This window comes from Gammaproteobacteria bacterium (genome assembly GCA_033344735.1).
Classification (GTDB): domain Bacteria; phylum Pseudomonadota; class Gammaproteobacteria; order UBA4575; family UBA4575; genus UBA1858.
The window spans coordinates 65,370-79,546 of the sequence record JAWPMW010000001.1 but is presented as its reverse complement, the minus strand read 5'-3'; the positions used below and the strand labels follow the sequence as shown (position 1 = coordinate 79,546).

The 14,177-nt window shown below is 43.3% G+C and carries 9 protein-coding genes; all 9 read right to left on the bottom strand.

Annotated elements, in window-relative coordinates:
* Positions 1 to 39: 39 nt before the first annotated feature.
* Positions 40 to 2,139: an elongation factor G gene (gene fusA / locus R8G33_00405; GenBank protein MDW3094110.1), complete on the bottom strand. Its 2,100-nt coding sequence runs from the start codon at positions 2,137 to 2,139 to the stop codon at positions 40 to 42.
* Between the two features lie 27 nt (positions 2,140 to 2,166).
* The gene (gene rpsG, locus R8G33_00400) at positions 2,167 to 2,637 is read right to left on the bottom strand and encodes a 30S ribosomal protein S7 (protein MDW3094109.1); all 471 of its coding nucleotides are present in this window, start codon (positions 2,635 to 2,637) and stop codon (positions 2,167 to 2,169) included.
* Between the two features lie 62 nt (positions 2,638 to 2,699).
* Positions 2,700 to 3,074, bottom strand: a complete 375-nt coding sequence (gene rpsL, locus R8G33_00395; GenBank protein MDW3094108.1) for a 30S ribosomal protein S12 — start codon at positions 3,072 to 3,074, stop codon at positions 2,700 to 2,702.
* 121 nt (positions 3,075 to 3,195) lie between these two features.
* Positions 3,196 to 7,437, bottom strand: coding sequence for a DNA-directed RNA polymerase subunit beta' (gene rpoC, locus R8G33_00390; protein ID MDW3094107.1), 4,242 nt, complete (start codon positions 7,435 to 7,437; stop codon positions 3,196 to 3,198).
* Positions 7,438 to 7,503: 66 nt separating this feature from the next.
* Positions 7,504 to 11,586: a DNA-directed RNA polymerase subunit beta gene (gene rpoB / locus R8G33_00385; GenBank protein ID MDW3094106.1), complete on the bottom strand. Its 4,083-nt coding sequence runs from the start codon at positions 11,584 to 11,586 to the stop codon at positions 7,504 to 7,506.
* A gap of 196 nt (positions 11,587 to 11,782) precedes the next feature.
* Positions 11,783 to 12,160: a 50S ribosomal protein L7/L12 gene (gene rplL / locus R8G33_00380; protein MDW3094105.1), complete on the bottom strand. Its 378-nt coding sequence runs from the start codon at positions 12,158 to 12,160 to the stop codon at positions 11,783 to 11,785.
* Between the two features lie 45 nt (positions 12,161 to 12,205).
* Positions 12,206 to 12,730 (bottom strand): 50S ribosomal protein L10, encoded by a 525-nt coding sequence (gene rplJ, locus R8G33_00375; protein MDW3094104.1) that lies wholly within the window; start codon positions 12,728 to 12,730, stop codon positions 12,206 to 12,208.
* Between the two features lie 289 nt (positions 12,731 to 13,019).
* Complete coding sequence (gene rplA, locus R8G33_00370) at positions 13,020 to 13,712, bottom strand: 50S ribosomal protein L1 (protein MDW3094103.1); 693 nt, start codon at positions 13,710 to 13,712, stop codon at positions 13,020 to 13,022.
* Positions 13,713 to 13,714: 2 nt separating this feature from the next.
* The gene (gene rplK, locus R8G33_00365) at positions 13,715 to 14,146 is read right to left on the bottom strand and encodes a 50S ribosomal protein L11 (protein MDW3094102.1); all 432 of its coding nucleotides are present in this window, start codon (positions 14,144 to 14,146) and stop codon (positions 13,715 to 13,717) included.
* Positions 14,147 to 14,177: the final 31 nt, after the last annotated feature.

The window sequence follows — 14,177 nt, the reverse complement described above, 5'->3', positions numbered from 1 at the left end:
TCTTAAATATTTATATATTAAATTAAAAACAAACTCTTTCTAGTGACCCTTAGTTACTGCTTCTACAACTACTGAAGGTGCTTCACTATATTTTTCAAATTCCATTGAATATGTTGCTCTGCCCTGAGTTGCTGACCGTAAATCAGTGGCATACCCGAACATCTCTTTTAGAGGTACATCAGCGCGAACGATTTTACCTGCAGGTGCATCATCCATACCACTAACAATCCCTCTGCGACGATTAAGGTCTCCAACCACATCGCCCATGTAATCTTCTGGCGTTACTACTTCAACTTTCATAATGGGTTCCAATAACACGGGGCTTGCTTCTCGACTACCCTCTTTGAAACACATCGAGCCGGCTATTTTAAATGCCATTTCTGATGAATCAACATCATGAAACGAGCCTTCATATAGCGTGACTTTTATGTCGACCATTGGGTAGCCAGCAACCACACCGCTTTCCAATGACTCTTTAACGCCTTTCTCCACTGATGGAATGAATTCCTTAGGAATTACACCGCCAACAATTTCGTTAACAAATTCAAATCCGCCACCTTCTTCTAGTGGCTCTATCTTCAGCCAAACATGACCATACTGACCACGCCCACCTGACTGTCGAACAAATTTATTCTCATGTTCAACTGTAGAACGGATGGTTTCTCTGAACGCCACCTGTGGTGCACCCACATTGGCATCCACTTTAAATTCTCGTTTCATGCGATCGACAATGATATCGAGATGCAACTCGCCCATCCCGGCAATAATTGTCTGGCCAGACTCTTCGTCTGTTCTAACCCTAAAAGAAGGATCTTCTTGCGCCAACTTCTGCAAAGCCACCGCCATCTTTTCCTGATCGCCTGTTGTTCTAGGCTCCACCGCCACTGAAATTACCGGTTCCGGAAATTCCATTCGTTCCAAGGTAATGACATCTTTAGGAGAACATAATGTCTCTCCTGTCGTCACTTCTCTTAGCCCGACCGCAGCAGCAATATCACCTGCATACACTTCTTTAATTTCTTCGCGAGAATTAGAGTGCATTTGTAGTAACCGGCCAATGCGTTCTTTCTTCCCTTTAATTGGGTTAAATACAGTATCCCCAGTTTTTATGATACCGGAGTAAACCCTAAAAAATGTTAGCGTGCCTACATATGAATCAGTGGCAATTTTAAACGCTAACGCTGCAAATGGTTCTTTATCAGAAGACTTTCGTGTGCCTTCTGTTTCATTTTTATCATCAAGTATGCCAGTTATCGGCGGCACATCTGATGGCGACGGCATATATCTCACAACTGCATCCAGCATAGCCTGCACGCCTTTATTCTTAAAAGCAGACCCACAAAATGCTGGAACAATTTCTCCAGCTAGTGTGCGGATGCGAATTCCCTGATGAATTTCATCTTCGGATAAATCTCCTTCTTCAAGGTATTTATCCATTAATTCTTCGGAAGCTTCTGCAGTGGCTTCAAGCAGTTGCTCCCGCCATTCCTGGCATTCTTCTAGCAACTCACCTTCAGGAACGTCTCTAGCCTCGTATGTAGTACCCATATCAGACTCATTCCAATATATGGCCTGCATACGTACCAGGTCGACTACCCCTTTAAAATTCTCTTCAGCACCTATCGGCAACTGCATCGGTATTGCATTTGAACCTAACCGATCTCGAATCTGTTCGATCACTCTAAGAAAGTTCGCACCAGTGCGATCCATCTTATTTACAAACGCCATGCGTGGAACGTGGTACTTATTTGCCTGACGCCAGACCGTTTCAGACTGTGGTTCCACTCCACCTACCGCACAAAAGACAGCACATGCACCATCAAGTACACGTAGTGATCTTTCTACTTCAATCGTAAAATCTACGTGGCCAGGAGTATCGATAATATTAATTCGATGCTGCTCGAACTGCTGGTCCATCCCTGTCCAAAAACAGGTCGTAGCTGCTGATGTAATGGTGATGCCGCGTTCTTGTTCTTGCTCCATCCAATCCATTACGGCAGCGCCGTCATGCACCTCACCTATTTTGTGAGAAACACCGGTATAAAATAATATCCGCTCAGTCGTTGTCGTCTTGCCAGCATCGATATGCGCCATAATTCCGATATTCCGATATCGTTCGATGGGCGTTTTCCGAGCCATTTTGGTACTTTCTGCTTAATGCATTTACTACCAACGGTAGTGAGAAAATGCTTTATTCGCTTCTGCCATTCTAAGCGTATCTTCGCGCTTCTTAATTGCTGAGCCTTTGCTTTCAGCAGCGTCAATCAATTCACCGGCTAATTTATTCACCATAGATTTTTCACCACGCTTACGTGCAGAATCTACAATCCATCGCATTGCCAAAGCTGCTTGACGTACCGGACGCACTTCAACTGGCACCTGATATGTTGCACCGCCCACTCGGCGTGACTTCACCTCAACAGGAGGTCTAACTTTATCAAGTGCTTCTAAAAATACTTCTAATCCATCTGTGCCTTTTTTAGTAGAAATTTCATCAATCGCTTTATAAACGATTTTTTCGGCTACAGATTTCTTACCACTAACCATTAAAATATTTACAAACTTAGCGAGCTGATCATTTCCATATTTCGGATCAGGTAACACTTCACGTTTAGGAACTTCTCTACGTCTAGGCATGTTTTCTCTTCGCTTTACTTGTAATTATGATTGCTAAAATTATGTTTAATGATCGCTATAAATTATGACTTCTGGCGTTTTGCGCCATATTTAGAGCGAGCTTGCTTACGATTTGCTACCCCTTGAGTATCTAAACTTCCACGTACTGTATGGTAGCGAACACCGGGTAAATCCTTAACACGACCACCACGGATCAATACTACCGAGTGTTCTTGTAGGTTATGACCTTCTCCACCAATATATGAAGAAACCTCGAAACCGTTAGTCAAACGCACGCGTGCTACTTTACGCAGTGCTGAATTTGGCTTTTTAGGCGTAGTTGTATACACACGAGTACACACACCGCGTCGCTGAGGACAAGCGGCTAACGCTGGCACATTACTTTTTTCAATTTTTCTTTTTCTCGGCTTGCGTACAAGCTGATTAATTGTTGCCATTCTTAAATTTTCTCCGGCATAAAATAAACGACAGGCCGATTTTTGGCTCGGCCTGTCGTAGGGTGGCGAGATTTTACGGAGTTGGGCTGCACCCTGTCAAGGAGAACAGAACCCAACAACACTATGTTTCTAAAGTATTATCTTCCTGATCGGTCGATTCGGCCTCTGACGTCTCCTCAATCATTGCTGGTTCTTCTTGAATATCGGGCAAATCAGGCATTTCTGGCATTCCCAAATTCAATTCTTGACGAGTTTTACGTCGCTCTTGATGATACGTCAGCCCTGTTCCTGCCGGGATCAAACGACCGACAATGACATTTTCCTTCAGTCCACGTAAATAGTCATTGGATCCACGTACCGCTGATTCCGTCAATACTCGTGTGGTTTCTTGGAAAGACGCCGCAGAAATGAAGGATTCAGTGACCAACGAAGCCTTTGTAATTCCTAATAAGACATTTTGGAAAGTCGCAGGCTCTTTGTTTCGAGCCTCCATGTTCTCATTTACTTCATACAGACGAGCTCGCTCAACCTGCTCTCCACGTAACATGTTGGTATCACCTCGGTCTGAAATCTCAACTTTGCGCAACATTTGGCGAATAATCACCTCAATGTGCTTATCATTTATTTTCACACCTTGTAAGCGATAAACGTCTTGAATCTCTTGTACTAGATATTCTGCTAATGCACTCACTCCTAGTAACTTCAAGATATCGTGGGGACTACGTTCACCTTCGACAACCACTTCACCCTTATCTACATGCTCACCTTCGAACACATCGACATGTCTCCACTTAGGGATTAATTCTTCTACTGTCTCACCATCATCCATGGTGATAACTAAACGTTGTTTACCTTTGGTCTCTTTACCAAAACTAATAATTCCTGACTCAAGGGCCATCACTGCTGGCTCTTTAGGTTTACGCGCTTCAAAAAGATCAGCAACTCGAGGCAGACCACCAGTAATATCTCTAGTCTTTGAAGATTCTTGAGGAATACGCGCGATAATGTCACCTACACCTACTTGCGCACCATCTTCTAAACTTACAATTGCTTCTGGTGGCAACACGTATTGTGCTGGGAAATCTGAATCAGGTAGCGTTAATTCATTATCTTTGTCATCAACTAACTTCACCATTGGACGCAGATCTTTTCCTGCTGCAGGACGACTCTTAGGATCGGCAACAATAGTTGAACTCAAACCGGTAACTTCATCCAATCGCTTATTTACAGTCACGCCATCAGAGAAATCGACTAATTTAACTCGTCCACCAACCTCAGCAATAATTGGGTGAGTGTGTGGATCCCATGTTGCTATTACTTGTCCCGATTCAACAGCATCCCCTTCATTCGCTGAAATAGATGCTCCATAAGGTAGTTTATAACGCTCACGCTCACGACCATGCTCATCAATTAAACCAATTTCACCAGAACGCGATGCTGCTACATTGTGTCCATCATGATGCTTAACTAATTTAATATTATGAAAACGAACTGTACCTGAGGCTTTTGGCGCAATACTATTTGTTGACGCTGCACGACTTGCCGCACCACCAATATGGAAAGTACGCATCGTTAACTGTGTACCCGGCTCACCAATAGACTGAGCTGCCATCACACCGACTGCCTCACCTTGGTTAATCAAATGTCCGCGCGCTAAATCACGACCATAACAACTTGAACAAACTCCGTAACGGGTATCGCAAGTAATTGGTGTTCGAACAAGAATTTCATCAACACCTAATTCTTCAAACTGTGCAACCCACTTTTCATCAAGCAATGTGCCTTGTGGGATAAGTGTTTTCTTACCTGTTGCATCAAGAACATCTTTGGCCACTACACGACCAAGCACACGTTCACTCAACGGCTCAACAACATCTCCACCCTCAATTATGGGATTCATAATAATCCCATTCTCAGTTCCGCAATCATGCTCAGTAATTACAAGATCTTGAGCCACATCAACCAAACGACGAGTCAGATACCCTGAATTTGCAGTTTTAAGCGCAGTATCAGCTAAGCCTTTACGTGCACCATGAGTAGAAATAAAGTACTGAAGTACATTTAACCCTTCGCGGAAGTTTGCCGTAATTGGTGTCTCAATAATTGAACCATCTGGCTTTGCCATCAAACCACGCATTCCAGCAAGCTGTCTAATCTGTGCAGCAGAACCCCGCGCACCAGAGTCGGCCATCATAAAAATAGAATTGAACGAAGGTTGAGATACTGTATTACCCTCAGCATCCTTGACCTGTTCTTTACCTAATTTATCCATCATCGCTTTTGCGACTTTCTCATTGGTGTGCGACCAAATATCAACAACCTTGTTGTAACGCTCACCCTTTGTCACTAAGCCCGAAGCATATTGTGTTTCAATATCTTTTACTTCCTGCTCGGCTGCACCAAGAATGCTGACTTTCTCGTCGGGTATCGCCATATCGTCCGCGCAGAATGACACACCGGAAAGCGTTGCAAATTTAAATCCGGTATACATAAGTTGGTCAGCAAAGATCACTGTTTCTTTTAATCCAACCTCACGGTAACAAGCGTTTATTAATCTTGAGATTGCACGCTTATTGAGGTCTTGGTTTATAAGATCAAAGGATAATCCTTTAGGGAGAATATCAAGCAACAATGCGCGCCCCACAGATGAGTCTTGAATCACTACTTGTTCTGTTTGCGTACCATCTTCTGCAATAGTCATTTCAGCCATGCGGATCTTAATCTTCGCATGTAAATCTGCCGCACCTGTTTCAAATGCACGACGCACTTCATCTACATCAGAGAAAATCATACCTTCTCCATGCACATTAACTTTCTCACGTGTCATGTAGTACAAGCCAAGTACGATATCTTGTGAAGGTACAATAATGGGCTCTCCATTTGCTGGAGACAAAATATTGTTAGTCGACATCATCAATGCGCGACCTTCTAATTGCGCTTCAATAGACAATGGTACATGCACTGCCATTTGATCACCATCAAAGTCAGCGTTAAATGCTGCACATACTAATGGATGCAATTGAATGGCTTTGCCTTCAATTAACTGAGGCTCAAAACACTGAATACCCAAACGGTGAAGTGTTGGTGCGCGGTTAAGCATAACAGGATGCTCGCGGATAACTTCTTCTAAGATATCCCAAACTTCAGCACCTTCACGTTCAACAATTTTCTTACATGCTTTAATTGTTGGAGCAATGCCTCGCAACATTAATTTACTGAATACAAATGGCTTAAATAATTCCAACGCCATTTTTTTAGGTAGTCCACACTGATGTAACCTTAATGTTGGGCCACATACAATTACTGAACGACCAGAATAATCAACACGCTTGCCCAGCAAGTTTTGACGGAAACGTCCTTGCTTACCTTTGATCATGTCAGCAAGTGATTTCAGTGGGCGCTTATTGGTACCAGTAATCGCTCTACCTCGGCGACCATTATCTAGTAATGCATCAACAGACTCTTGTAGCATGCGCTTTTCATTACGCACAATAATGTCTGGTGCATTTAATTCTAATAGACGCTTTAGTCGATTATTACGATTAATCACTCGACGATATAAATCGTTCAAGTCAGATGTGGCAAAACGACCTCCATCAAGAGGTACTAATGGACGTAAGTCAGGTGGCAACACAGGCAACACCAATAGAATCATCCACTCAGGCTTATTTCCCGATTCGAGCAAGTACTCAACCAGCTTTAGGCGCTTAGAAAAACGTTTTAATTTTGCTTCTGAACGCGTATTTTCAATTTCTTCACGCAATTCAACTTTCTGAGATTTAAGATCAATCTGAAGCATTAATTCATAAATTGCTTCCGCTCCCATGACTGCACGGAACTCATCTCCATGTTGCTCTATCGCATCAAGGTAAGCTTCTTCAGAAAGCAATTGTTTAGTCTCAAGCGTTGTCATACCAGGATCGATAACAACAAACGCTTCAAAATAAAGAATGCGCTCGATTTCACGCAAGGTCATATCTAATAGCAAACCAATTCGTGAAGGTAATGACTTCAAGAACCAAATATGCGCAACGGGACACGCTAGCTCTATGTGGCCCATTCGCTCGCGACGCACTTTAGTTTGAGTAACTTCTACGCCACACTTTTCACAAACAACACCCCGATGCTTTAAACGTTTGTATTTCCCACACAAACATTCGTAATCCTTGGTAGGACCAAAAATCTTGGCACAGAAAAGCCCATCACGTTCCGGCTTGAATGTTCGGTAGTTAATCGTCTCTGGCTTTTTAACTTCGCCAAATGACCATGACCTAATCATGTCAGGTGAAGCAAGCCCTATTTTGATCGAATCAAAATCTTCGGACTGGCCTTGTTGCTTTAATAAGTTCAATAAGTCTTTCATCGTGTCTCCTGCAGGGTCTACGAAAGGTTTAATTTAAATCGCAAAATCGTTCTATTAATTTTTGTTCTAGTCATTCTGCTCTAACTCGATATTAATGCCGAGTGAACGTATTTCTTTCATTAGAACGTTAAATGATTCCGGCATACCAGCTTCCATTTGCTGGTCGTTGTCGACGATGTTCTTGTACATCTTGTTACGTCCCGCCACATCATCCGACTTCACTGTTAACATCTCTTGTAACGTATATGCTGCGCCATACGCTTCCAGTGCCCACACTTCCATCTCACCGAATCGTTGACCACCGAATTGTGCTTTACCACCCAATGGTTGCTGTGTAACCAAGCTGTATGGTCCAGTTGATCTCGCATGCATCTTGTCATCCACTAAGTGATTTAGTTTCAAAATATGCATGTAACCCACAGTCACTCTTCGCTCGAACTGCTCGCCAGTACGTCCATTAATTAACTCAGTCTGGCCATCTTCAGGCAGGTCTGCCAACTTAAGCATACGTTTGATTTCATGTTCTTCAGCCCCATCAAACACTGGCGTTGCCATAGGCACACCACCTTGTAGATTTTTCGACAAAGTCATGATCTCTTCATCATTGAACTGCTTCAAATCTACTTTAGTTCCTTCGTCTTGGTTGTAAATTTCATCCAAGAAGCTGCGTAACTCTGCAGGCTTGCCGTTGTTGTCTATCATGCCTTGTATTTTCAGACCCAAACCTCTTGCAGCCATACCCAAGTGAATCTCAAGCACCTGGCCAACGTTCATCCGAGATGGGACACCTAATGGATTCAATACGATATCAACTGGCGTGCCATCTGGCTTATGCGGCATATCCTCAACTGGAACAATCATTGAAACAACACCTTTATTTCCGTGACGTCCGGCCATCTTGTCACCTGGTTGCATGCGACGTTTAACAGCCAAGTAAACTTTGACCATCTTTAATACGCCTGGCGCTAAATCATCGCCAGCAGTAATTTTTTCTCGTTGCTCAACTAAACGTTCTTCAGCAATTTCACGTTGATTGGCAATACTTTGAGAGAGCTGTTCTAAGCTTTCATTAACACTCTCATCGCGCATACGAATCTCAAACCAGCGATCGCGAGATAAACCTTGCAAGTAGCTCGCTGTGACTTTCTCACCAGAATTCAATCCATCTGGGCCACCTTCTGCAACTTTATTAGTTATCAAACGTTCGACTCGACTGAAAATATCTTCTTCATGAATTCGCAGTTGATCTCGCATATCTTTCTTAACTTGCTCGATTTCCGCTTCTTCAATTTGTAGCGCTCGACGATCTTTTTCTACGCCATCACGAGTAAATACACGCACATCAATGACAGTACCTTCCATGCCTGAAGGCACTCTTAAAGAGGTATCTTTTACATCAGATGCTTTCTCACCGAAGATAGCTCTTAGTAGTTTTTCTTCTGGCGTTAATTGAGTTTCACCTTTTGGCGTCACTTTCCCAACCAAGATATCACCCGGTTTGACTTCTGCACCAACATAGACAATTCCCGAATCATCTAGCTTAGCCAATAAGCTTTCGCTGACATTTGGAATATCTGCAGTAATTTCTTCGGCGCCTAATTTAGTATCACGTGCTACACAACTCATTTCTTCAATATGTATAGTAGTGAAACGATCTTCCTCAACCACACGCTCAGAAATAAGGATCGAATCCTCAAAGTTGTACCCATTCCACGGCATGAATGCGACTAGCATGTTTTGACCTAATGCAAGTTCACCCATATCAGTAGAAGGCCCATCAGCCAATACATCACCACGTGCGATAACATCGCCTGGTCTTACTAATGGTTTTTGGTTGATACATGTATTCTGGTTAGAACGCGTGTACTTAGTAAACGCATAGATATCAACACCGGCTTCACCTGGTTGAGTTTCTTCATCGTTTACTCGCACAACAACACGACCTGCATCAACGGTATCTACAACACCGCCACGTTTTGCAACAACTGATGCACCAGAGTCAATCGCCAAAGCGCGCTCAATCCCTGTGCCAACTAGCGGCTTATCTGCGCGTAGCGTTGGTACTGCCTGGCGTTGCATGTTTGATCCCATTAACGCACGGTTAGCGTCATCATGCTCTAAGAATGGTATTAATGATGAGGCAACTGAAACGATCTGCTTTGGCGACACATCCATGTATTCGACCTTGTCTGGAGTAGACAATGCAAATTCATTGAGATGTCGACATGAAACCAATTCATCTACTAACTGACCTTTCTCGTTAAGACTCGCGTTAGCTTGAGCAATTACGTATTGGCTTTCTTCAATTGCAGATAGATAGTCAATATCGCCCGTCGCTTTACCTTTTGTCACTTTTCGATACGGTGTTTCTAGGAACCCGTAATCATTAGTGCGCGCATAAATCGCAAGCGAGTTAATCAAGCCAATGTTTGGACCTTCAGGTGTCTCAATGGGACATACTCGACCGTAGTGAGTTGGATGCACGTCACGCACTTCGAAACCAGCACGTTCACGGGTTAATCCACCAGGCCCTAACGCTGAAATACGACGCTTGTGTGTCACTTCTGATAATGGATTGTTTTGATCCATAAATTGCGACAACTGACTGGAACCAAAGAATTCTTTTATCGCTGCGGCAACAGGCTTAGCGTTAATCATTTCTTGCGGCATCAGACCTTCAGATTCTGCCAGTGTTAAACGCTCTTTAACTGCTCGCTCAACTCGAACCAAACCAACACGGAATACATTTTCTGCCATTTCGCCGACACAACGTACACGACGGTTACCAAGGTGGTCAATATCATCCACCATGCCGTTGCCGTTACGAATATCGATCAACACTTTCATCACATCAAGAATATCTTCTTTACTTAATGTGCCCTCACCAGTGGTTTCTTCACGACCCAGGCGACGGTTGAATTTCATCCTTCCAACCGGCGAAAGATCATAACGATCTGGCGAGAAGAATAAGTTATTAAATAGTGACTGAGCTGCTTCTTTAGTTGGTGGCTCACCAGGGCGCATCATGCGGTAAATTTCCACCTGCGCTTCTAGTTCAGTTGTGGTTGTGTCAATTGCCAATGTCTGAGAAATATAAGGGCCACGATCAATTTCGTTGGTGTATAAAATCTCAAATTCTTTGACGCCGCTTTCTTCAAGCTTATGTATATTTTCTTCGCTTAGCTCTTCGTTGGCATGGAAAATTAGCTCACCTGTTTCTTCATCAACAATGTCATGAGCAATAACTTTAGCCATGAAATATTCTTGAGGGACAACCAAGGTCTTTAATTTTGCCTCTTCAAGTTGGCGTACATGGCGCATGGTAATACGTCTACCCGCTTCTACCAGCACCTCTCCTTTGATTTCTATATCAAACGCCGCAATTTCACCGCGCAGATGTTCGGGAGTTAGCGCAAGCTCAAAACCTTTCTTAGAGACTTTAATTTTATGCGTATCAAAGAACATAGAAAGAATTTCTTCAGTGCCATAGCCCAATGCACGCATCAAAATAGTCGCTGCTAGTTTTCTGCGGCGGTCAATACGCACAAACAAACAGTCCTTAGGATCAAATTCCATATCCAACCATGAACCACGGTAAGGAATAATTCGTGCGGAATATAATAATTTTCCAGATGAGTGTGTCTTACCTTTATCATGATCGAAGAACACACCAGGTGAACGATGCAACTGAGAAACAATTACTCGCTCTGTACCATTGATTACAAAGGTTCCGGTATCTGTCATAAGTGGAAGCTCACCCATGTAAACTTCTTGCTCTTTTACGTCTTTAACTTTCTTTTGACTTGCTGGCGCGTCTTTATCATAGATAACTAAACGCACTGTTACGCGTAAAGGAGCCGCGTAAGTTAGGCCGCGTAGCTGACACTCTTTAACATCAAATACCGGCTTACCAAGTCGGTAGCTCACGTATTCTAAGATGACATTCCCAGAATAACTTTCAATCGGAAATACGGTATTAAAAGCACCATGCAATCCGGTATCCGCTCTATTGTCTGCACTTGCATCTAATTGCAGAAATTGTCGATAAGAAGCCAATTGAATCTGAAGCATATAAGGCACTTCAAGAATCTGTGGTCGCTTACCGAAGTCCTTTCGAACTCGTTTCTTCTCGGTGAAACTGTATTGCATTTAGCCTCCTCGTATCCGGGCTTTAAACTGATTACTGAAAAACATCTGTCTGGTTTTCACCGCGACTAAATATTTTTCAGTAATCTTTGTTGTCTAACGAAATAACTTAAGCACCCACGAGCAAACACATGCTATGAATACATCCATAACATGTGTTCTCATCGTGATGCTTTTAAGCACGTAAAGTGAAGTAGAATTACTTAAGTTCTACTGCAGCACCAGCTTCTTCAAGCTGCTTCTTTATGTCTTCTGCTTCGTCTTTAGATGCCGCTTCCTTCACTGTAGAAGGCGCGCCCTCTACCATTTCTTTGGCTTCTTTCAATCCTAAGCCAGTGATTGCGCGAACAACTTTAATTACTGCAACTTTATTGCCACCAAAACTACTCATGACAACATCAAATTCGTCTTTCTCTGCTGCTGCGCCAGCGTCACCGCCAGCAGCTGCAGGTGCTGCTGCTACCGCAGCTGCCGCAGATACACCAAATTTTTCTTCCATTGCAGAAATCAAATCAACGACTTCCATAACCGTCATATTGGAAATTGTTTCCAAAATATCTTCTTGTGATACAGCCATTTCTAAATACTCCTAAAAATTTTAAAACCGTTAAGTGACTTAACTTTAAGCTTGCTTTTGGTCGCGTACAGCAGCAACAGTTCGCACCATCTTTCCGTGCGGTTCTGCCAAGGTACGGACGAATTTCTCGACCGGTGCCTTCATTACTGCCATCAACATACTTATTGCTTGATCCTTCGTCGGTAAACTTGCCAATCGTTCCAGCTCAGATGCTTCTAGAAGCTGGCCACCAATGGATAGCATTTTGACATTAAGCAATTCGTTTTCTTTACTGAAGTCCTTGATAACGCGAGCAGCTGAACCTGGATCTTCTTGCGAAAATGCAAGAATCATCGGGCCAACCAAACCTTCACGCATGCACTCGAATTCCGTTCCTTCCAATGCGCGCTTAGCGAGAGTATTTTTAACCACTCTTACATACACGCCACCTTGGCGTGCTTTGGTTCGCAAATCAGTTAGAGCTTCAACACCGAGTCCTCGGTATTCGGCAGCAATCGCCGAATGTGCTTCAGCAGCAACCGCAGCAACCTCAGAGACAACTTGTTTTTTGCCTTCCAGGTTTAGTGCCACAGTATGGTCCTCCTAAGTTGTTCCTAAATATGACCCAGTTACTTAACTGAACATATTTAAGAGTTACACTCGTCGATAATTTCTTATCAACACAATTCCAGCGTTCCAACCCAGAAGCAATTTCTGAATGGAGCCACCGTCTACGTAGGATTCCGATCCCTTCTTTTAAACGACATACTCGCCGTTCCTACGGTCTTTGACGGCCGTTCAAAACCAATAAACAATCTTGAAACAGCCCAAAGTCTTTTAATGACGCGAAACATGCGCCATGATCTTTACTATTCTTCCTCTATGCCAATGCTGACTGATCTACCATCACGCCAACACCCATAGTTGACGACACAGAAACTTTCTTTAAGTAAACACCTTTAGCTGATGATGGTTTAGCCTTAATTAAATCACCTATCAAAGCTTCTAAATTTTCTACTAATTTTTGCGCATCAAAATCTACCTTTCCGATACTGCAATGAACAATCCCAGTCTTATCTGCGCGGTACCGAACTTGACCTGATTTTGCATTTTTCACAGCATCTTCAACATTAGGAGTCACAGTGCCCACTTTAGGGTTAGGCATTAATCCTCGTGGCCCCAATATTTGACCTAATTGACCTACCACTCGCATTGCATCTGGTGTTGCTATCACAACGTCAAAATCCATCTCGCCTTTTTTAACTGAATCAGCAAGATCATCAAAACCGACTATATCTGCACCTGCTGCTTCTGCTGCTTTTGCTTGATCGCCTTGCGCAAACACAGCAACACGAACTGTTTTACCTGTACCGTTTGGCAACACAGTTGAGCCACGCACCACTTGGTCAGACTTTTTAGGGTCAATCCCAAGATTGACAGCAACATCAATAGATTCAACAAATTTCGCACGCGCATTATCTTTCACTAGCTGCATCGCATCTGTTGGCGTATACGCTTGCTCAGAGTTTACGTTTTCGCGAGCTGCTCTTATATTTTTTCCTGCTTTAGCCATGATTAAACTCCTTCTACCTCAAGACCCATACTACGAGCACTACCCGCGATCGTACGTACCGCTGCATCTAAGTCTGCCGCAGTAAGATCTGGTTCTTTGGTTTTAGCAATTTCTTCAAGCTGAGCGCGAGTGACTTTGCCGACTTTATCTGTATTAGGTGTGCCGGATCCTTTTGGAACCCCCGCTGCCTTCTTAAGAAGAATTGACGCAGGAGGCGTCTTCATAATGAAGGTAAAACTACGATCGTTATAAACAGTAATCACTACAGGTACAGGCATGCCTTTTTCTAAACTCTGCGTTTGCGCATTAAATGCTTTACAGAATTCCATAATGTTCACGCCATGTTGACCTAATGCAGGTCCTACAGGTGGGCTAGGATTAGCATCCTGCGCCGGAACCTGAAGCTTAATGTAAGCTTCGATTTTCTTCGCCATTTTTAGCTCCTTACGGGTGCAAACGCCTTGG